General features: G+C 65.2%; 29 protein-coding genes. 24 read left to right on the forward strand and 5 right to left on the reverse strand.

Annotated features, from left to right (window positions below):
• Positions 1-48: 48 nt before the first annotated feature.
• The 5 genes from AB4Z09_RS04055 to AB4Z09_RS04075 all read right to left on the reverse strand — a co-directional run bounded on the left by AB4Z09_RS04055 (position 49) and on the right by AB4Z09_RS04075 (position 4,316).
• Entirely contained in the window at positions 49-936 is an 888-nt protein-coding gene (locus tag AB4Z09_RS04055) for an ABC transporter permease (RefSeq protein ID WP_114718841.1), read from the reverse strand.
• The gene (locus tag AB4Z09_RS04060) at positions 933-1,796 is read right to left on the reverse strand and encodes an ABC transporter permease (RefSeq protein ID WP_174912350.1); all 864 of its coding nucleotides are present in this window, start codon (positions 1,794-1,796) and stop codon (positions 933-935) included. The genes AB4Z09_RS04055 and AB4Z09_RS04060 overlap by 4 nt, the downstream gene beginning before the upstream one ends.
• Entirely contained in the window at positions 1,793-2,764 is a 972-nt protein-coding gene (locus AB4Z09_RS04065) for an ATP-binding cassette domain-containing protein (RefSeq protein WP_174912347.1), read from the reverse strand. Before AB4Z09_RS04065 ends, AB4Z09_RS04060 begins: the two co-directional genes overlap by 4 nt.
• Before the next feature lie 195 nt (positions 2,765-2,959).
• Positions 2,960-3,655, reverse strand: a complete 696-nt coding sequence (locus AB4Z09_RS04070; RefSeq protein ID WP_174912344.1) for a GntR family transcriptional regulator — start codon at positions 3,653-3,655, stop codon at positions 2,960-2,962.
• A gap of 184 nt (positions 3,656-3,839) precedes the next feature.
• On the reverse strand, positions 3,840-4,316 hold the full coding sequence (locus AB4Z09_RS04075; RefSeq protein ID WP_114718843.1) for a hotdog fold domain-containing protein: 477 nt from the start codon (positions 4,314-4,316) through the stop codon (positions 3,840-3,842).
• 510 nt (positions 4,317-4,826) lie between these two features.
• Here AB4Z09_RS04075 and rpsJ point away from each other — a divergent pair.
• The 24 genes from rpsJ (at position 4,827) to map (ending at position 17,439) form a co-directional block, all read left to right on the forward strand.
• Positions 4,827-5,132: a 30S ribosomal protein S10 gene (rpsJ, locus tag AB4Z09_RS04080; RefSeq protein ID WP_003938093.1), complete on the forward strand. Its 306-nt coding sequence runs from the start codon at positions 4,827-4,829 to the stop codon at positions 5,130-5,132.
• A gap of 28 nt (positions 5,133-5,160) precedes the next feature.
• The gene (gene rplC / locus AB4Z09_RS04085; RefSeq protein ID WP_114718844.1) at positions 5,161-5,814 is read left to right on the forward strand and encodes a 50S ribosomal protein L3; all 654 of its coding nucleotides are present in this window, start codon (positions 5,161-5,163) and stop codon (positions 5,812-5,814) included.
• On the forward strand, positions 5,811-6,476 hold the full coding sequence (gene rplD / locus AB4Z09_RS04090; protein ID WP_174912341.1) for a 50S ribosomal protein L4: 666 nt from the start codon (positions 5,811-5,813) through the stop codon (positions 6,474-6,476). Before rplC ends, rplD begins: the two co-directional genes overlap by 4 nt.
• On the forward strand, positions 6,473-6,778 hold the full coding sequence (gene rplW, locus AB4Z09_RS04095) for a 50S ribosomal protein L23 (RefSeq protein WP_005518367.1): 306 nt from the start codon (positions 6,473-6,475) through the stop codon (positions 6,776-6,778). Before rplD ends, rplW begins: the two co-directional genes overlap by 4 nt.
• Before the next feature lie 40 nt (positions 6,779-6,818).
• Complete coding sequence (gene rplB / locus AB4Z09_RS04100; RefSeq protein ID WP_114718846.1) at positions 6,819-7,652, forward strand: 50S ribosomal protein L2; 834 nt, start codon at positions 6,819-6,821, stop codon at positions 7,650-7,652.
• Between the two features lie 18 nt (positions 7,653-7,670).
• Positions 7,671-7,952 carry a 30S ribosomal protein S19 gene (rpsS, locus tag AB4Z09_RS04105; protein WP_005518370.1) on the forward strand — a complete coding sequence of 94 codons (282 nt, stop codon included), beginning with the start codon at positions 7,671-7,673 and terminating at the stop codon, positions 7,950-7,952.
• On the forward strand, positions 7,949-8,353 hold the full coding sequence (rplV, locus tag AB4Z09_RS04110; protein ID WP_114718847.1) for a 50S ribosomal protein L22: 405 nt from the start codon (positions 7,949-7,951) through the stop codon (positions 8,351-8,353). Before rpsS ends, rplV begins: the two co-directional genes overlap by 4 nt.
• On the forward strand, positions 8,353-9,156 hold the full coding sequence (gene rpsC / locus AB4Z09_RS04115; RefSeq protein ID WP_114718848.1) for a 30S ribosomal protein S3: 804 nt from the start codon (positions 8,353-8,355) through the stop codon (positions 9,154-9,156). The genes rplV and rpsC overlap by 1 nt, the downstream gene beginning before the upstream one ends.
• Before the next feature lie 3 nt (positions 9,157-9,159).
• Entirely contained in the window at positions 9,160-9,576 is a 417-nt protein-coding gene (gene rplP / locus AB4Z09_RS04120) for a 50S ribosomal protein L16 (RefSeq protein ID WP_114718849.1), read from the forward strand.
• Positions 9,576-9,812 (forward strand): 50S ribosomal protein L29, encoded by a 237-nt coding sequence (gene rpmC, locus AB4Z09_RS04125; RefSeq protein ID WP_114718850.1) that lies wholly within the window; start codon positions 9,576-9,578, stop codon positions 9,810-9,812. Before rplP ends, rpmC begins: the two co-directional genes overlap by 1 nt.
• On the forward strand, positions 9,809-10,099 hold the full coding sequence (gene rpsQ / locus AB4Z09_RS04130) for a 30S ribosomal protein S17 (protein WP_174912339.1): 291 nt from the start codon (positions 9,809-9,811) through the stop codon (positions 10,097-10,099). Before rpmC ends, rpsQ begins: the two co-directional genes overlap by 4 nt.
• A gap of 171 nt (positions 10,100-10,270) precedes the next feature.
• Entirely contained in the window at positions 10,271-10,639 is a 369-nt protein-coding gene (rplN, locus tag AB4Z09_RS04135; RefSeq protein ID WP_174912336.1) for a 50S ribosomal protein L14, read from the forward strand.
• On the forward strand, positions 10,639-10,956 hold the full coding sequence (rplX, locus tag AB4Z09_RS04140) for a 50S ribosomal protein L24 (RefSeq protein ID WP_114718853.1): 318 nt from the start codon (positions 10,639-10,641) through the stop codon (positions 10,954-10,956). The genes rplN and rplX overlap by 1 nt, the downstream gene beginning before the upstream one ends.
• Position 10,957: 1 nt before the next feature.
• A complete protein-coding gene (rplE, locus tag AB4Z09_RS04145; RefSeq protein WP_114718854.1) occupies positions 10,958-11,524 on the forward strand; it encodes a 50S ribosomal protein L5 in 567 nt (188 codons plus the stop codon).
• Positions 11,525-11,528: 4 nt separating this feature from the next.
• Positions 11,529-11,714 (forward strand): type Z 30S ribosomal protein S14, encoded by a 186-nt coding sequence (locus tag AB4Z09_RS04150; protein ID WP_107982812.1) that lies wholly within the window; start codon positions 11,529-11,531, stop codon positions 11,712-11,714.
• A 174-nt stretch (positions 11,715-11,888) separates the two neighbouring features.
• Complete coding sequence (rpsH, locus tag AB4Z09_RS04155; RefSeq protein ID WP_031937772.1) at positions 11,889-12,287, forward strand: 30S ribosomal protein S8; 399 nt, start codon at positions 11,889-11,891, stop codon at positions 12,285-12,287.
• A gap of 14 nt (positions 12,288-12,301) precedes the next feature.
• A complete protein-coding gene (gene rplF / locus AB4Z09_RS04160; protein WP_114718855.1) occupies positions 12,302-12,838 on the forward strand; it encodes a 50S ribosomal protein L6 in 537 nt (178 codons plus the stop codon).
• Position 12,839: 1 nt separating this feature from the next.
• Positions 12,840-13,247 carry a 50S ribosomal protein L18 gene (rplR, locus tag AB4Z09_RS04165; protein ID WP_114718856.1) on the forward strand — a complete coding sequence of 136 codons (408 nt, stop codon included), beginning with the start codon at positions 12,840-12,842 and terminating at the stop codon, positions 13,245-13,247.
• Between the two features lie 31 nt (positions 13,248-13,278).
• Positions 13,279-13,926 carry a 30S ribosomal protein S5 gene (gene rpsE / locus AB4Z09_RS04170; protein WP_174912333.1) on the forward strand — a complete coding sequence of 216 codons (648 nt, stop codon included), beginning with the start codon at positions 13,279-13,281 and terminating at the stop codon, positions 13,924-13,926.
• Positions 13,927-14,106, forward strand: coding sequence for a 50S ribosomal protein L30 (gene rpmD / locus AB4Z09_RS04175; protein ID WP_005518394.1), 180 nt, complete (start codon positions 13,927-13,929; stop codon positions 14,104-14,106).
• Between the two features lie 2 nt (positions 14,107-14,108).
• Complete coding sequence (rplO, locus tag AB4Z09_RS04180; protein WP_114718859.1) at positions 14,109-14,549, forward strand: 50S ribosomal protein L15; 441 nt, start codon at positions 14,109-14,111, stop codon at positions 14,547-14,549.
• A 222-nt stretch (positions 14,550-14,771) separates the two neighbouring features.
• Complete coding sequence (secY, locus tag AB4Z09_RS04185; protein ID WP_174912330.1) at positions 14,772-16,094, forward strand: preprotein translocase subunit SecY; 1,323 nt, start codon at positions 14,772-14,774, stop codon at positions 16,092-16,094.
• Positions 16,091-16,636, forward strand: coding sequence for an adenylate kinase (locus tag AB4Z09_RS04190; RefSeq protein WP_174912327.1), 546 nt, complete (start codon positions 16,091-16,093; stop codon positions 16,634-16,636). Before secY ends, AB4Z09_RS04190 begins: the two co-directional genes overlap by 4 nt.
• Positions 16,636-17,439: a type I methionyl aminopeptidase gene (gene map, locus AB4Z09_RS04195; protein WP_174912324.1), complete on the forward strand. Its 804-nt coding sequence runs from the start codon at positions 16,636-16,638 to the stop codon at positions 17,437-17,439. The genes AB4Z09_RS04190 and map overlap by 1 nt, the downstream gene beginning before the upstream one ends.
• The last annotated feature ends 42 nt before the right edge of the window (positions 17,440-17,481 follow it).

Consider the following 17,481-nt stretch of genomic DNA (forward strand, 5'->3'; position numbering starts at 1 on the left):
CTCGTCTTCGGCTCGTCTTCGGCCCGATCTTCGGGCCCGTCTTCGACGTCAGCCGGTGGCAGCAGCGCGCCGGTAGCCGCGGATCGCCGGGTAGATGAACACGGCCATCATCCCGAACGACCATGCCAGCGTCTGCAACACCGGTTCGAGGATGGGGCCGCCGACCGCGAGACCACGCATGGCGTCGATTGCACACGACATCGGCTGGGCCGCGACCACGGGCTGAAGCCATGTCGGATAGGCCATCACCGGGACGAACCCGGAGTTGAAGAACATCAGCAGTGTGCAGGCGATCGACACCAACTCGACGAGGGGGGCGTCGCCGGCCACCGTGGCCAACGCGGTGACCATCATTGCGAAGCCCATGCCGAAGATCACCGGGATCACCAGCAGCATGATGCTCGGGAGGAAGCCCTGCGTCATCCGGAACCCGAGGGCGAACCCGACTGCCAGGATGACGACGGTCGTCACCAGAACACGGACGGCCTCCGCCATCATGCGGCCGACGAGGCCGGCGGCGCGGTGGATCGGCAGCGTCCAGAACCGCGACAGCAGACCCGATTTTCGTTCGCCACGCAGACCCACGGCGCTCACGATCGAGCCGAACATCGCGCCGACGAGGATGATCATCGGAACCTGCCCGTAGATGGCGGGCATGCCCGTCGCGGCCGTCACGGTGTTGCCGATGACGACTCGGAACATGATCAGTGTCAGAGCCGGATACAGCAGCGCCTGGATCATCGTGGAGGGGTCGCGTGCCCACCGCGTCAGCAGTCGCTTGCACTGGATCAGACTGTGCGTCCACAACGCCTGCATCGAATTCTCGCCCCACACGTTCACGGGGAGCGGGAAGTCGAAGCCGCCTTCGTCGACCCTGCGTTCGGACGAGACCAGGGCGGACCGGGCTGGCCGGGTGGACTGGGAGTGCTCGCTCATTGGCGCCTCATACTTGCCCACCAGGCCAGCGGTGCGAACACCGCGGCCAATCCGACGCACCATGCGGTTGCGGGGAACAACGTCGATGCCGACAGCCCGCCCTCGGCCATGTCGCGCATGGCGTAGGAGAACTGGGAGATCGGTTGATTTCGGACGAACGGCCGGATCCACTCGGGGAACCCGGACTCCGGCACGAAACCACACGACAGCATGCCCAGGATCAGCTGCGGAAGGGCGAGTGCCTGCGCGGTCGCCTCGGGAGACTTCGAGAGCGTGCCGATCGCGTCGGCCCCGAGTGACAGGGCGAGGCTGATGGCGAGGGCCATCACGCAGAAGAGACCTGCCGGGGCGAATCCCGCACTGAACCGGAACCCGATCGCATAGCCGTATGCGAGTGCCGCCGCGAGCGCGATCGTCGACCTGACCAGCGCACTGGTCATGCGGGACAGCAAGGGAACAGGACCCGACACCGGCATCGTCTTGAGCCTGGTCGTCAAACCGTGCAGCGCCTCGACCGACGCCAGCTGCGACGCCGAGATCGCGGTGAAGGCCATCGCCTGCAACACGATGATCGGCATCAGGAACTGCGCGTAGTCGATGCCCTGCAGTTTCATGACGAACCGCAGAGGCAGATAGAAACCGATGGTGAAGATCAGCGGTGCAACGATGGCGACCGCGAGTTCACCCGTCTTCACCATTGTCTTGAGGGTGCGGCCGGTCAGCACCATCCACTGCTGGAATGCGTTGGGGTCCGGACGTCGGTGCGAGCCGATCCTCTTCGCGGGCACACTCAGCGCGGCCTGTTTCGACGCCGCGGACACCGAGAGACTATTCGCGGCGCTCTTCGCCGAGGTTGTCATGGCTGCTTCTCCGGTGCGGAGTGACCGGTCAACGACAGGAAGACGTCGTCGAGGGAGGGGCGACGCAACGCGATGTCGGCCAGTTCGATTCCCGCGGCGTCGAGTCGCCGCAGCGCCTCTGACAGCGTGCCGGCCCCGTCGGGCGCCGGAATCGCAACCCGTTCGCTCCCCTCGGAGATCTCGGCCCGGATCTCGATCGGAACGAGGTTGCCGAGCGCGTGCACGGCCCATGGCAGTTGCTGCGGATCGAGCGGGACGATCTCGCAGTAGCTGCCGCCGGTCCGCGCCTTCAGTTGGTCGGCGGTGCCCTCCGCGATCACGGTGCCGCGATCGATGACGATGATGTTGTCGCTGAGCAGGTCGGCCTCCTCGAGATACTGCGTGGTCAGCAATACCGTGATGCCCTGCGCCTTGAGCGAGCTGACGAGCGACCACACGCCTTGTCGACTGCGCGGGTCGAGCCCGGTGGTCGGCTCGTCGAGGAACACCACCTCGGGGCGGACCACCAGACCGCAGGCGATGTCGATACGGCGTCGCATGCCGCCCGAGTAGTGCCGCACGGCGCGCTTACCGGCATCGAGGAGATCGAACTCGGTGAGCAGGGCCTGGGCGCGCTGCCGGGCCGACGCGCGGTCGAGCCCCATCAGCCGACCGAACAGTTCGATGTTCTCGCGGCCCGACAACGTTTCGTCGAGCGCGGCGTACTGGCCGGTCATCATGATCGAGCGCCGGACGTCGGCGGCGTGACTGACCACGTCGTGACCGGCGACCATCGCGCGGCCGCTGTCGGGTCGGATGAGTGTGGACAGCACCTTGACCGTCGTGGTCTTCCCGGCGCCGTTGGGCCCGAGAATGCCCAGGACAGTCCCGCGCTCGGCCTGGAAACTGACGCCCCGCAAGGCCTTCACATCGCCGAAGGATTTGTGGACATCGTCGACCAGCACCGCTGTGTCCTGGAATATGGGCATCGACACTCCGCTGTTTCACCTGGGTTCGGATGGGTGACCACTCTCAGGGCCCACGCGTCCATCCGTCGACGTGTAATCCCTCCGCTCCCGCCAAATGTTACCCGGCGATGTGACGCGGGTCGTTCTGTGAGGTTTGCCCCGACCGCCGTCCCGCCGCGCGCGATCCGGCGATGTCCGGGTCGGTCGTTTGTTTGGTCAGTCCCAGATTCCGACGGTCTCCAGGTGTCGCACCAGGCGTTTTGCACCATCCTCGAAGTGGGCGCGGGTCTCGGTCGACACGGCCACGGTGTCACGCGCGGCGAGGGCCGACAGCAGACGTGTGTGACTCGCCACCGCTTCGTGGCCCCAGTCCAGGTCCGATGAATAGAAGTGCACCGGGGTGTAGCGCGTCGCATTGAGGAGGAACCACGACAACTTCCGTGCTCCCGCGAGTCGATTGAGAATTCGGTGGAAGCCGAACTCGAGCTCCTCGATGCGGTCGGCATCACCGAGCTCGACGGCACGTCGCAACTGCTCGTTCATCGCCCCGAGTTCCGCGAGGGCGTCGTCGTCGACCAGTGTGGTGGCCCGAATCGCCAGTTCTTCGGCGATCCGCCCCTGCAGCCAGAAGAGGTCGTTGACGTCGTCGCGACTGAGTGGGGCGACGACGTACCCGCGGTGGGGGACCAGTTCCACGAGGCCCTCGCCGCGCAGCGTGAGCAGCGCTTCGCGAACCGGGGTGACACTGACTCCCAGCTCGGCGGCGGTCTCGTCCAGACGGATGTAGTCCCCGGGCCGCACGCCGCCCGACATGATCAGGTTTCGCACGTGCACCGCGACATCCTCGGAGAGCTGCGGACGGCGACGCAACGCGCGGGCAGAACTGGGGCGAGAGGCGGCGGACGGGGTCATGAGCACTCCTTCACGGGACAGGAATCCCGCTGTCGTCTGCAGCCACCACATCGGGTTCGCGATCCGAACCGGCCGCTGTGACGCATGCAACAACTGATCCGGCCGAATATATCGGGTGGCCCACCTCGGCCGGCATCTCCGACCGCCCCGTCTCGCCCAGGCTGTCGCGCTCAGCCTGTCGCGCTCAGGCAGGGGTCACCCACACGGTGATGTCGGCGTGGACGACCTCGACACCGCCCCGGTCGGTGATCGTGATCGGGATCGCCAGTTCGGCGCCGCTGGTGATCGTCGGGAAGTCCGGTATTTCGGGCAGCATCGCGGTCGCGCGAAGCCGTGACTGCGCCTTCGCGAGGTATCGGACGTTCATCGCTTTGGGGATCCAGCGATGCGTGGTCGGCACGGTCGCCTCGGCCAGCATCCCCATCGCGGCCTCTGCGAGATTGCAGGCGGCGATCGCGTGGAAGGTCTTGATGTGGTTGTGGACTCCCCACCATTTGGGGGCGGAGATCACGCACAGTCCGGGCGCCAACTGCTCCACACTCGGCAGCACGGTCGCGAAGTAGGGGACACGGGCGCACATGCCGATCGAGAACAGTGCGCGGCCGAATCGGTTGGCGGGCAGTCGTTGCCAGCTGCGGTAGGTGGCGGTCGCGGGCGTCATGCAACGCAACCTTACTTGTCGGTAAGATGCTGGACGGCGATTCGGGTGGGCGATATAGGCTGACCTCGGGCTTGTCGGTGAGCGTGGCTGGGGGTGCGATTTGAACTCTCGGGTCCGCTACGGCATACTGATCGGGTTGCCTTGACTGAGACGTGATCCGTCGCGACTCGAGTCGGGCGGGATGAACGTCGAAGATCGTGTCGAAAGACCTGGTCACGGCGAATGCAAGACGGAAGCAGTACCCAGCTTTGCACCCATTACGGGTGCATCCGGTTCGAGTTTCCGAGGCTCCTGGAGAGAGATTTCCGGGGCCCGGGAATGAGTGGCAGGGCGACACGCCCGACCGCGTGGACCGGAGAACCATGACAGATGAACAGCGGCAGCGGATCGAGTGATGTCTCGATCGCCATTCCAATGTTCGTGTCGTGTTTCAGTCCGGGGACTGTGCAGACGAGGTAGTCCCCGGCTCGTTCGGGTTCTACGAAACGCGGCAAGAAAAGGACACTAAGCGTGGCGGGACAGAAGATCCGCATCAGGCTCAAGGCCTATGACCATGAGGCGATCGACGCGTCAGCGCGCAAGATCGTCGAGACGGTGACCCGTACCGGGGCCCGCGTGGTCGGCCCGGTGCCGTTGCCTACCGAGAAGAACGTGTACTGCGTCATCCGCTCGCCGCACAAGTACAAGGACTCGCGCGAGCACTTCGAGATGCGTACTCACAAGCGGCTGATCGACATCCTCGACCCGACGCCGAAGACGGTCGACGCGCTCATGCGCATCGACCTTCCGGCCAGCGTCGACGTGAACATCCAGTGAGCTTGGGAAGACGCAGCGGAGATATCAAATGACTAATCAGATCAAGGGAATCCTGGGCACCAAGCTCGGCATGACCCAGGTCTTCGACGAGAACAACCGGGTCGTCCCGGTCACCGTCGTCAAGGCCGGACCGAACGTGGTTACCCAGATCCGGACCGAAGAGCGTGACGGCTACAGCGCTGTGCAGCTGGCCTTCGGCGCCATCGACCCGCGCAAGGTGAACAAGCCGGTCTCCGGCCAGTTCGCCAAGGCCGGCGTCACCCCGCGCCGCCACATCGTCGAGCTCCGCGTTGCCGACGCCTCCGAGTACGAGGTCGGCCAGGAGCTCACGGCTGAGGTCTTCGAGGACGGCGCATACGTCGACGTCACCGGCACCAGCAAGGGCAAGGGCTTCGCCGGCACCATGAAGCGTCACGGCTTCGCCGGTCAGGGTGCTTCCCACGGTGCGCAGGCCGTTCACCGTCGCCCGGGTTCCATCGGTGGCTGTGCCACCCCCGGTCGCGTGTTCAAGGGCATGCGCATGTCGGGCCGCATGGGCTCCGACCGCATCACGACGCAGAACCTCTCGGTCCACAAGGTGGATGCCGAGAACGGTCTGCTGCTGATCAAGGGTGCGATCCCCGGCCGCAAGGGTGGCCTCGTGATCGTCAAGACCGCAGTGAAGGGTGGTGCGTCGGCATGACCGAGACCGCAACCAAGCTGACCCTGGACGTCAAGGCTGCCGGTGGCAAGACCAACGGCACTGTCGATCTCCCCTCGGAGATCTTCGACGCGACCGCGAACATCGCTCTGATGCATCAGGTCGTTGTCGCGCAGCTCGCCGCCGCACGTCAGGGCACCCACTCCACCAAGACCCGCGGCGAGGTCCGCGGTGGTGGCAAGAAGCCGTACCGACAGAAGGGCACCGGCCGCGCACGTCAGGGCTCGACCCGTGCGCCGCAGTTCGCCGGCGGTGGCATCGTCCACGGCCCGCAGCCGCGTGACTACAGCCAGCGCACCCCCAAGAAGATGAAGGCTGCCGCTCTCCGTGGCGCCCTCTCCGATCGGGCCCGCAGCGAGCGCATCCACGTCATCACCGAGCTGGTCGCCGGGCAGGTCCCGTCCACCAAGTCGGCGAAGTCGTTCCTGGGTGAGATCTCGGATCGCAAGAAGCTTCTGCTGGTCGTCGGGCGCGAGGACATCGCAGCCTGGAAGAGCGTGCAGAACCTGGAAGGCGTGCACCCCATCGCACCCGACCAGCTCAACACCTACGACGTGCTCAACAGCGATGACGTCGTGTTCAGCCTCGAGGCTCTGAACACCTTCATCGCGGGCCCGGCCAAGAACGAGGAGGAGAGCAAGTGACCACCATCGCCGACCCCCGCGACATCTTGCTGGCCCCGGTCATCTCCGAGAAGTCCTACGGACTGATCGAGGAAGGCACCTACACCTTCCTGGTGCACCCGGACTCGAACAAGACGCAGATCAAGATCGCCGTCGAGAAGGTCTTCGGCGTCACGGTGACCAGCGTCAACACCGCCAACCGTCAGGGCAAGCGCAAGCGGACCCGTTTCGGTTACGGCAAGCGCAAGGACACCAAGCGTGCGCTCGTGACCCTCTCGGCCGACAGCAAGCCCATCGAGATCTTCGGAGGCCCGGTCGCGTAAGCGGGCGGGACTTGACGAGATATAGAGGACGAGAAGACTCATGGCAATCCGTAAGTACAAGCCGACTACCCCGGGCCGCCGCGGCTCGAGCGTCTCGGACTTCGCCGAGATCACTCGGTCGACGCCCGAGAAGTCGCTGGTTCGCCCGCTGCACGGTCGCGGTGGTCGTAACGCCCACGGTCGCATCACCACCCGTCACAAGGGTGGCGGTCACAAGCGCGCCTACCGGTTGATCGACTTCCGTCGCAACGACAAGGACGGCGTGCCGGCCAAGGTCGCTCACATCGAGTACGACCCCAACCGCACCGCTCGCATCGCGCTGCTGCACTACGCGGACGGCGAGAAGCGCTACATCATCGCCCCCAAGGGCCTGGTGCAGGGCGCCCCGATCGAGTCCGGCGCTACCGCCGACATCAAGCCGGGCAACAACCTGCCGCTGCGCAACATCCCCACCGGTACCACCATCCACGCAGTCGAGTTGCGTCCGGGTGGCGGCGCCAAGATGGCCCGTTCCGCCGGCGCCAGCATCCAGCTGCTGGGCAAGGAAGGCACCTACGCCACGCTGCGTATGCCGTCCGGTGAAATCCGTCGCGTCGACGTGCGCTGCCGCGCAACCGTCGGCGAGGTCGGCAACGCCGAGCAGTCGAACATCAACTGGGGCAAGGCCGGCCGCATGCGCTGGAAGGGCAAGCGCCCGACCGTCCGTGGTGTGGTCATGAACCCGGTCGACCACCCGCACGGTGGTGGTGAGGGTAAGACCTCCGGTGGTCGCCACCCGGTCAGCCCCTGGGGCAAGCCCGAGGGCCGCACCCGCAAGAACAAGGCGAGCGACAAGCTCATCGTCCGTCGTCGCCGTACCGGCAAGAAGCGCTAGTCAAGGAGGGAGTGAAGGATGCCACGCAGCCTTAAGAAGGGCCCGTTCGTCGATGACCACCTCCTTGCGAAGGTGGACGTGCAGAACGAGAAGGGCACCAAGCAGGTCATCAAGACCTGGAGCCGTCGTTCCACGATCATTCCGGACTTCATCGGTCACACGTTTGCCGTCCACGACGGACGCAAGCACGTTCCGGTGTTCGTCTCGGACTCGATGGTTGGCCACAAGCTCGGAGAGTTTGCACCGACCAGGACGTTCAAGGGCCACATCAAGGACGACCGGAAGAGCAAGCGTCGATGAGTACTGAAACACAGAACCCCACTGCGAAGGCGGTCGCGCGCCACGTGCGCGTGACCCCCATGAAGGCGCGCCGTGTCGTGGACCTGGTCCGCGGCCGCTCGGTCGAGGACGCACTGTCGATCCTCAAGTTCGCGCCGCAGGCCGCCAGCGAGCCGGTCGCCAAGGTGATCGCCAGCGCAGCTGCCAACGCCCAGAACAACCTGAACCTCGATCCCTCCACGCTGGTCGTCGCGACCGCGTACGTGGACGAGGGTGCGACCCTCAAGCGGTTCCAGCCGCGCGCACAGGGCCGGGCCTTCCGGATCCGTAAGCGTTCGAGCCACATCACGGTCATCGTGGAGAGCCGGGCCAACGTGTCCGGTGCCTCGGGCCGTAACCGCCGGAAGGGAAGTGGTCAGTAGTGGGCCAGAAGATCAACCCGCACGGCTTCCGTCTCGGCATCACGACCGACTGGAAGTCGCGCTGGTACGCAGACAAGCAGTACGCGGAGTACGTCAAGGAAGACGTCGCGATCCGTAAGCTCCTCGCCACGGGCATGGAGCGGGCCGGTATCGCGAAGGTCGAGATCGAGCGCACCCGTGACCGTGTGCGTGTGGACATCCACACCGCACGCCCGGGCATCGTCATCGGCCGTCGCGGCGCCGAGGCCGATCGCATCCGCGCCGAGCTCGAGAAGCTGACCGGCAAGCAGGTCCAGCTGAACATCCTCGAGGTCAAGAACGCAGAGGCCGAGGCCCAGCTGGTGGCACAGGGTGTCGCCGAGCAGCTCTCGAACCGTGTCGCGTTCCGTCGCGCCATGCGCAAGGCCATCCAGTCGGCCATGCGTCAGCCGAACGTCAAGGGCATCCGCGTGCAGTGCTCGGGTCGCCTCGGCGGCGCCGAGATGAGCCGCTCGGAGTTCTACCGTGAGGGTCGCGTTCCGCTGCACACGCTGCGTGCGGACATCGACTACGGCCTCTACGAGGCCAAGACCACCTTCGGTCGCATCGGCGTGAAGGTCTGGATCTACAAGGGCGACATCGTCGGTGGCAAGCGTGAGCTGGCCGCAGGCGCTGCTGCACCGTCGGACCGCCCGCGCCGCGAGCGTCCGAGCCGTCCGCGTCGCTCCGGTGCCGCAGGCACCACCGCGACCAGCACCGAGGCCGGTCGCGCTGCGACCGCCACCGCCGATGCACCCGCTTCGACTGAACAGAAGGAGGGCTGACGCATGTTGATCCCCCGGCGGGTCAAGCACCGCAAGCAGCACCATCCGAGCCGTTCGGGTGCCGCCAAGGGTGGGACCCAGGTGACCTTCGGTGAGTACGGCATCCAGGCTCTCGAGCCGGCCTACATCACCAACCGGCAGATCGAGTCCGCTCGTATCGCCATGACCCGGCACATCAAGCGTGGCGGCAAGATCTGGATCAACATCTTCCCGGATCGCCCGCTCACCAAGAAGCCTGCCGAGACCCGCATGGGTTCCGGTAAGGGTTCGCCGGAGTGGTGGATCGCGAACGTCAAGCCCGGACGGGTGATGTTCGAGATGAGCTACCCGAACGAGGAGATCGCTCGTGAGGCCCTGCGCCGCGCGATGCACAAGCTCCCCTGCAAGTGCCGGATCGTGACGAGGGAGGAGCAGTTCTGATGGCAACCGCAAGCCCTGCTACAGAGCTCCGCGAGCTGACCGAAGAAGAATTGGTCACCAAGCTCCGCGAGTCGAAGGAAGAGCTGTTCAACCTTCGCTTCCAGATGGCCACTGGTCAGCTGGACAACAACCGCCGGCTGCGCACGGTCCGTCACGAGATTGCGCGCATCTACACCGTCCTGCGTGAGCGTGAGCTCGGCCTGGCCGCTGGTCCGGACGCAGGTGACGCGGCATGAGTGAGGAAAAGGCAGTGAGCACCAACAGCACCGAAGAGCGCGCGAGCCGTAAGGTCCGTGTCGGATACGTCGTGTCCGACAAGATGGAGAAGACGATCGTGGTCGAGCTCGAAGACCGCGTCAAGCACAAGCTCTACGGCAAGATCATCCGCCGTACGACCAAGGTGAAGGCGCACGACGAGAACGGCACCGCCGGCGTCGGCGATCGCGTTCAGCTGATGGAGACCCGTCCGCTGTCCGCGACGAAGCACTGGCGTCTGGTCGAGGTCCTCGAGAAGGCCAAGTAAGAGCCGAAGAGTGTATCCAGTACGATGGTGGGGTTGCCCTGCGAGAGCAGCGGTGGCCCCACCATCGGCGGGTACAGACCGCGCGCGTCGGGTCGGAAATCTGCCGCGCATGATCAGCGCGAGCCACTGTGGTTCGTTCTGGTCGAAACAAGCCAGGTCAAGGAGAAGTTAGTGATTCAGCAGGAGTCGCGACTGCGCGTCGCCGACAACACGGGTGCCAAGGAGATTCTCTGCATCCGCGTTCTCGGTGGCTCGTCTCGTCGCTACGCCGGGGTCGGCGACATCATTGTCGCCACCGTCAAGGACGCCGTCCCGGGTGGAAACGTGAAGAAGGGCGAGGTCGTCAAGGCCGTCATCGTCCGCACCGCCAAGGAGCGTCGTCGTCCGGACGGCTCGTACATCAAGTTCGACGAGAACGCTGCCGTCATCATCAAGGCGGACAACGATCCTCGCGGTACCCGCATCTTCGGCCCCGTCGGCCGTGAGCTGCGCGAGAAGAAGTTCATGAAGATCGTCTCGCTCGCCCCGGAGGTGCTGTGATGAAGGTGCACAAGGGTGACACCGTGCTGGTCATCTCCGGCAAGGACAAGGGCGCGAAGGGCAAGGTCATTCAGGCCTTCCCCGCGACCAACAAGGTCCTGGTCGAGGGCGTGAACCGCATCAAGAAGCACACCGCGGTCTCTGCGAACGAGCGTGGCGCCTCCTCGGGCGGCATCGTGACGCAGGAAGCCCCGATCCACGTTTCCAACGTCGCGGTCGTCGACTCGGACGGTAACCCCACTCGCGTGGGCTACCGCACCGATGAGGAGACCGGCAAGAACGTTCGTATTTCCCGGAAGAACGGGAAGGACATCTGACATGACCTCCACTGAGAACAAGACCCAGCCGCGCCTGAAGGCCCGCTACCGTGCGGAGATCAAGGACGCGCTGAACGCGGAGTTCGACTACGCGAACGTCATGCAGATCCCCGGCGTCGTCAAGGTCGTCGTCAACATGGGTGTCGGCGACGCCGCCCGTGACGCGAAGCTGATCAACGGCGCGGTTGCCGATCTCGCTCTGATCACCGGTCAGAAGCCCGAGATCCGCAAGGCCCGCAAGTCCATCGCGCAGTTCAAGCTGCGTGAAGGCATGCCGATCGGCGCGCGCGTCACGCTGCGTGGCGACCGCATGTGGGAGTTCCTGGATCGCCTGGTGTCGATCGCGCTGCCCCGTATCAGGGACTTCCGCGGTCTGTCGGGCACCCAGTTCGACGGCAACGGCAACTACACGTTCGGCCTCAACGAGCAGTCGATGTTCCACGAGATCGACGTGGACAAGATCGATCGTCCGCGCGGTATGGACATCACCGTCGTGACCACCGCCACCAACAACGAAGAAGGCCGTGCGCTGCTCAAGCACCTCGGCTTCCCGTTCAAGGAGAACTGAGCCCATGGCTAAGAAGGCACTGGTCAACAAGGCCAACAAGAAGCCGAAGTTCGCGGTGCGCGCGTACACCCGCTGCCAGAAGTGCGGCCGTCCGCACGCGGTGTTCCGCAAGTTCGGCCTGTGCCGTATCTGCGTTCGCGAGATGGCACACGCCGGCGAACTGCCGGGCGTTCACAAGAGCTCCTGGTAACCCACTCCGGGTTACACAGACTTCCGTTCCGCACCCGCGGAACGGTGAAGGTAAGAACCACTTCGTTGTAGGCCCACGACCGGGCCGGCCCCGCTCCATCCGATTTGTCGGGGGAGCGGGGCCGGGACCGGTGTTGCATGGGAACCCCAACGAGAAAGGTGCACAGGTCAACTCATGACCATGACTGATCCGATCGCAGACTTCTTGACGCGTCTGCGTAATGCCAACTCGGCGTACCACGACGAGGTGAAGCTGCCGCACTCGAAGATCAAGGCGAACATCGCCGAGATCCTCAAGCGCGAGGGCTACATCGCGGACTACCGCACCGAGGATGCCGAGGTCGGCAAGACGCTGATCGTCGACCTCAAGTACGGCCCGAGCCGCGAGCGCAGCCTCGCCGGCGTCCGCCGTGTTTCCAAGCCCGGTCTGCGCGTGTACGCGAAGTCCACCAACCTGCCCAAGGTCCTGGGCGGCCTCGGCGTGGCGATCATCTCCACGTCTTCCGGCCTGCTCACCGATCGTCAGGCGGCCAATCAGGGAGTGGGCGGGGAAGTCCTCGCCTACGTCTGGTAAGGGAGGCCACCACTATGTCGCGTATTGGAAAGATTCCGGTCGCCGTCCCCGCGGGCGTCGACGTGACCATCACCGGACAGGACGTCGCGGTCAAGGGCCCCAAGGGCACCCTGACGATGACCGTCTCGGAGCCGATCTCGGTCGCACAGGAGGACGGTGCCCTTCAGGTCACCCGTCCCGACGACGAGCGTCGCAGCCGCGCGCTGCACGGTCTGTCGCGCACCCTGGTGCAGAACATGATCATCGGTGTTACCGCTGGTTACACCACCAAGATGGAGATCCACGGCGTCGGTTACCGTGTGGCACTGAAGGGCCAGGACCTCGAGTTCTCGCTCGGCTACAGCCACCCGGTCCCGATCGAGGCTCCGGAGGGCATCACCTTCGCTGTCGAGTCGCCGACCCGGTTCTCGATCACCGGCATCGACAAGCAGAAGGTCGGYCAGATCGCGGCCAACATCCGTCGTCTGCGCAAGTCCGACCCGTACAAGGGCAAGGGCATCCGCTACGAGGGTGAGCAGGTCCGTCGCAAGGTCGGAAAGACGGGTAAGTGATATGAGCCAGACTGCAAATCAGAAAGCCAAGCGGATTCCGCTCGGCAAGGACGCGTCCACGACGCGTCGTCTGTCGAAGGCGCGTCGTCACTTCCGTCTCCGCAAGAAGGTCTCCGGCACCCCGGAGCGTCCCCGTCTGGTGGTGAACCGCTCCGCGCGGCACATCCACGTGCAGCTGGTGGACGATCTGGCCGGCAAGACCCTCGCCGCTGCGTCGACCATCGAGGCCGACGTGCGTGCGCTGGACGGCGACAAGAGCGCCCGTGGCGCGAAGGTCGGTCAGCTGATCGCCGAGCGCGCCAAGGCAGCCGGCGTGGAGACCGTGGTCTTCGACCGCGGTGGCCACACCTACACGGGTCGCATCGCGGCCCTGGCCGACGCCGCTCGCGAAGGCGGGTTGAAGTTCTGATGACCAACGTTACTAACGGAAGGAATGCCTGATGCCGGGACGTCAAAGGCGTGACGGCGGAAGCGGACCCGCCGGACAGAATGGGCCGAACAGCGGCAGTGGCGACAACCGTGGCGGCCGTGACCGTCGCGACAACCGCCGCGACAACGCTGCCGAGAAGTCGAACTTCATCGAGCGGGTTGTCTCCATCAACCGTGTCTCGAAGGTCGTCAAGGGTGGTCGTCGCTTCAGCTTCACCGCTCTGGTGATCGTGGGCGACGGCAACGGACTCGTCGGCGTCGGCTACGGAAAGGCCAAGGAAGTTCCCGCGGCCATCCAGAAGGGTGTCGAGGAGGCTCGCAAGAGCTTCTTCCGCGTCCCGATGATCGGCAGCACCATCACCCACCCGATCCAGGGTGAGGCGGCGGCCGGTGTGGTCATGCTGCGTCCGGCCAGCCCCGGTACAGGTGTTATCGCCGGTGGCGCGGTGCGTGCCGTGCTCGAGTGCGCGGGAATCCACGACATCCTGTCGAAGTCGCTCGGTAGCGACAACGCGATCAACGTCGTGCACGCGACCGTTGCTGCCCTCAAGGGTCTGCAGCGTCCGGAAGAGGTTGCGGCTCGCCGTGGCCTGCCCATCGAGGACGTTGCTCCGGCCGGCATGCTCCGCGCTCGTGCACAGGCTGGGAGCGTGAAGTAAATGGCACAGCTCAAGGTCACCCAGGTCAAGAGCACCATCGGCACCAAGCAGAACCAGCGGGACAGCATGCGCACCCTCGGGCTGAAGGGCATTCGCCAGTCGGTCGTTCGTGAGGACAACGCGCAGAACCGCGGTCTGATCAACGTGGTGCGCCACCTCGTCACAGTTGAGGAGGTCTAACCATGACCATCAAGTTGCACCACCTGCGCCCCGCGCCCGGCGCCAAGACCGACAAGACTCGCGTCGGTCGCGGTGAGGGCTCGAAGGGTAAGACCGCCGGTCGCGGTACGAAGGGCACCAAGGCCCGGAAGAACGTGTCGGCCGCCTTCGAGGGTGGACAGATGCCGCTGCACATGCGTCTGCCCAAGCTCAAGGGCTTCACCAACCCGTTCCGCACCGAGTACCAGGTCGTCAACGTCGGCGACATCGCTCGTCTGTTCCCCGAGGGTGGACAGATCGGCGTTGCCGAGCTCGTTGCCGCCGGTGCGGTTCGCAAGAACCAGCTCGTGAAGGTTCTCGCCGAGGGTGAGCTCACGGTTGCCGTTCAGGTCACCGCGAACAAGTTCTCCGGCGCTGCCAAGGAGAAGATCGCCGCTGCCGGTGGTACCACCACCGAGCTGTGATTTCGCTCAGCTAGCTTGTCGAATGGCCGCAACTCTGCCCAATCGGGCCGAGTTGCGGCCATTCGCCGCTCTGCAGGGTGTCCTGTCGGCATACTGTTGAGCAACCGGCCCCAGGCAACGGGGCTGTGATTTCATGTGTCACTGTTAGAGTTCTAGAGTTCTGCAATCCATGGGACGAGTCATTCGACTTGGCTCCCCGTATGTCGTGCGCCAGGAGGATCTTTGCTTTCCGCCTTTGTCTCGGCCCTCAGGACGCCTGACCTGAGGCGGAAGATCCTCTTCACACTCGGTCTCGTCGCCCTGTATCGCCTCGGCGCGACACTGCCCTCTCCCGGTGTCGACTACGGCAATGTCCGTGCATGTATCGACCAGGTGTCGGGTGGCGAGTCTGCCGGCATCTACTCGCTGATCAACCTGTTCTCGGGTGGTGCACTGCTGCAGCTCTCGGTCTTCGCGATCGGCATCATGCCGTACATCACCGCGAGCATTATCGTGCAGCTGCTCACTGTCGTCATCCCGAAGTTCGAGGAACTCCGCAAGGAGGGCCAATCGGGCCAGGCGAAGATGACGCAGTACACGCGTTACCTGTCGATCGCGCTCGCGATCCTGCAGGCCACTGGCATCGTGGCCCTCGCGGCCCGAGGTCAGCTGCTGCAGGGCTGTACGCAGTCGATCATCGCCGACGAGAGCATCTTCGGTCTGATCATCATCGTGCTCGTCATGACGGCGGGTTCGGCCCTGGTGATGTGGTTCGGTGAGCTCATCACCGAGCGCGGTGTCGGCAACGGCATGTCGCTGCTGATCTTCGCGGGCATCGCCTCGCGCATTCCGGGCGAGGGCAAGACCATCCTGGACAGCCGCGGCGGCCTGACGTTCGCACTCGTGTGCGTGGCCGCGCTGGCCATCATCGCCGGTGTCGTCTTCGTCGAGCAGGGCCAGCGGCGCATCCCGGTGCAGTACGCGAAGCGGATGGTCGGCCGCAAGATGTACGGAGGTTCGTCGACCTACCTGCCCCTGAAGGTCAACCAGGCCGGTGTCATTCCGGTGATCTTCGCGTCGTCCCTGCTCTACCTGCCGAACCTGATCGCGCAGCTCACCGGCGCCAACACGAGCGCCGATCCGAGCTGGTGGCAGCGGTTCATCAACGAGTACCTGGTGAACCCGGCCAACCCGGTCTACATCCTGATCTACTTCGGCATGATCGTCTTCTTCACGTACTTCTACGTCGCGATCACCTTCAATCCGGAGGAACGCGCGGACGAGATGAAGAAGTTCGGCGGCTTCATCCCGGGCATCCGTCCCGGCCGGCCGACGGCCGACTACCTGAACTACGTACTGAGCCGTATCACCTTGCCGGGTGCCATCTACCTCGGCACCATCGCAGTCCTGCCGAATCTGTTCCTCGATATCGGCAATTCGGGCGGCGCAGCGAACCTGCCGTTCGGTGGCACCGCGGTGCTGATTATGGTCAGTGTGGGCCTCGATACCGTTAAGCAGATCGAGAGCCAGCTTATGCAGCGAAACTATGAAGGGTTCCTCAAGTGAGACTTGTCCTCCTTGGTCCTCCCGGTGCCGGTAAAGGCACCCAGGCCGCGATCCTGTCCGAGAAGCTGGGCGTTCCGCACATCTCCACCGGAGATCTGTTCCGCGCCAACATCGGGCAGGAGACCCCGCTGGGGCTCGAGGCCAAGAAGTACCTCGACGCAGGTGACCTGGTTCCCAGCGAGATCACGAACAACATGGTGAAGGCCCGCGTGGCCGAGCCCGACGCCGCCAACGGCTTCCTGCTCGACGGGTTCCCGCGCACGGTGGATCAGGCGAAGGCACTGGAGGGCATCCTCGAGGGCCTGGGCGCCAAGCTCGACGGTGTGCTCGCGTTCGACGTCGATGACGACGTCGTGGTCGAGCGGATGCTCGCCCGTGGTCGCGCCGACGACACCGAGGACGTCATCCGCAACCGCATGCGCGTCTACCGCGAGGAGACCGCACCCCTGCTCGACTACTACGCCGGCCATATCGTCACCGTCGACGCTGTCGGCGCTGTCGAAGAGGTCAACGCCCGCGCCCTGGCCGCGCTGGGGAAGTAATGGCATTCGGCCGCAAGCGCAAGGTCGTTCCGTTCCGCACGGCGGGTGAGCTCGACGCCATGGCGGCTGCGGGCGCGATCGTCGGGGCCGCCCTCGTGGCGGTGCGGGATGCGGCCAAGCCGGGTGTCAGCACGCTCGAGCTCGACCGGGTCGCCGAATCCGTCATCCGGGACGCCGGCGCGGTGCCGTCGTTCCTCGGATACCACGGGTTCACCGGATCCATCTGCTCGTCGGTCAACGATCGGGTCGTGCACGGTATCCCGTCCGCCGACGACATCCTGGTCGAGGGCGATCTGGTGTCGATCGACTGCGGGGCGATTCTCGACGGTTGGCACGGCGACTCCGCGTGGACGTTCGGCGTCGGCACTCTCAGCGAAGCGGACGCTCAGCTGAGCGAGGCGACCCGGCTCTCGATGGAGGCCGGTATCGCCGCCATGATCGACGGCAACCGGCTCACCGACGTCTCGCACGCCATCGAGCTGGGCACGCATGCAGCGGAGAAGCTGCACGGCAGGTCCTACGGAATCGTCGACGGCTACGGCGGTCACGCGATCGGCCGTGAGATGCACATGGATCCGTTCCTGCCGAACGAGGGTGCCCCCGGTAAGGGCCCGCATCTGGTGATCGGGTCGGTCCTCGCGATCGAGCCGATGCTCACGCTCGGTACGTACGAGACCGAGGTGCTGGCCGACGACTGGACCGTGGTGACCACCGACGGAAGCCGTGCCGCCCACTGGGAGCACACCGTCGCGGTGACCGAGGACGGTCCGCGGATCCTCACCCTGCGTCCCGGGGACAACTGAAGATCTCGAAGACGCCGAACGGGCAGTGGGTCACCCACTGCC

It is taken from the genome of Rhodococcus sp. TAF43 (assembly GCF_052113525.1).
Lineage (GTDB): Bacteria > Actinomycetota > Actinomycetes > Mycobacteriales > Mycobacteriaceae > Prescottella.

Excerpts from the sequence above, each read along its gene's own strand:
- AB4Z09_RS04055 (WP_114718841.1), bottom strand. The coding sequence starts at position 936 with ATGAGCGAGCACTCCCAGTCCACCCGGCCAGCCCGGTCCGCCCTGGTC.
- AB4Z09_RS04060 (WP_174912350.1), bottom strand. The coding sequence starts at position 1,796 with ATGACAACCTCGGCGAAGAGCGCCGCGAATAGTCTCTCGGTGTCCGCG.
- AB4Z09_RS04065 (WP_174912347.1), bottom strand. The coding sequence starts at position 2,764 with ATGCCCATATTCCAGGACACAGCGGTGCTGGTCGACGATGTCCACAAA.
- AB4Z09_RS04070 (WP_174912344.1), bottom strand. The coding sequence starts at position 3,655 with ATGACCCCGTCCGCCGCCTCTCGCCCCAGTTCTGCCCGCGCGTTGCGT.
- AB4Z09_RS04075 (WP_114718843.1), bottom strand. The coding sequence starts at position 4,316 with ATGACGCCCGCGACCGCCACCTACCGCAGCTGGCAACGACTGCCCGCC.
- rplC (WP_114718844.1), top strand. The coding sequence starts at position 5,161 with ATGACTAATCAGATCAAGGGAATCCTGGGCACCAAGCTCGGCATGACC.
- rplD (WP_174912341.1), top strand. The coding sequence starts at position 5,811 with ATGACCGAGACCGCAACCAAGCTGACCCTGGACGTCAAGGCTGCCGGT.
- rplB (WP_114718846.1), top strand. The coding sequence starts at position 6,819 with ATGGCAATCCGTAAGTACAAGCCGACTACCCCGGGCCGCCGCGGCTCG.
- rpsS (WP_005518370.1), top strand. The coding sequence starts at position 7,671 with ATGCCACGCAGCCTTAAGAAGGGCCCGTTCGTCGATGACCACCTCCTT.
- rplV (WP_114718847.1), top strand. The coding sequence starts at position 7,949 with ATGAGTACTGAAACACAGAACCCCACTGCGAAGGCGGTCGCGCGCCAC.
- rplP (WP_114718849.1), top strand. The coding sequence starts at position 9,160 with ATGTTGATCCCCCGGCGGGTCAAGCACCGCAAGCAGCACCATCCGAGC.
- rpmC (WP_114718850.1), top strand. The coding sequence starts at position 9,576 with ATGGCAACCGCAAGCCCTGCTACAGAGCTCCGCGAGCTGACCGAAGAA.
- rpsQ (WP_174912339.1), top strand. The coding sequence starts at position 9,809 with ATGAGTGAGGAAAAGGCAGTGAGCACCAACAGCACCGAAGAGCGCGCG.
- rplX (WP_114718853.1), top strand. The coding sequence starts at position 10,639 with ATGAAGGTGCACAAGGGTGACACCGTGCTGGTCATCTCCGGCAAGGAC.
- rplE (WP_114718854.1), top strand. The coding sequence starts at position 10,958 with ATGACCTCCACTGAGAACAAGACCCAGCCGCGCCTGAAGGCCCGCTAC.
- AB4Z09_RS04150 (WP_107982812.1), top strand. The coding sequence starts at position 11,529 with ATGGCTAAGAAGGCACTGGTCAACAAGGCCAACAAGAAGCCGAAGTTC.
- rpsH (WP_031937772.1), top strand. The coding sequence starts at position 11,889 with ATGACCATGACTGATCCGATCGCAGACTTCTTGACGCGTCTGCGTAAT.
- rplR (WP_114718856.1), top strand. The coding sequence starts at position 12,840 with ATGAGCCAGACTGCAAATCAGAAAGCCAAGCGGATTCCGCTCGGCAAG.
- rpsE (WP_174912333.1), top strand. The coding sequence starts at position 13,279 with ATGCCGGGACGTCAAAGGCGTGACGGCGGAAGCGGACCCGCCGGACAG.
- rpmD (WP_005518394.1), top strand. The coding sequence starts at position 13,927 with ATGGCACAGCTCAAGGTCACCCAGGTCAAGAGCACCATCGGCACCAAG.
- rplO (WP_114718859.1), top strand. The coding sequence starts at position 14,109 with ATGACCATCAAGTTGCACCACCTGCGCCCCGCGCCCGGCGCCAAGACC.
- map (WP_174912324.1), top strand. The coding sequence starts at position 16,636 with ATGGCATTCGGCCGCAAGCGCAAGGTCGTTCCGTTCCGCACGGCGGGT.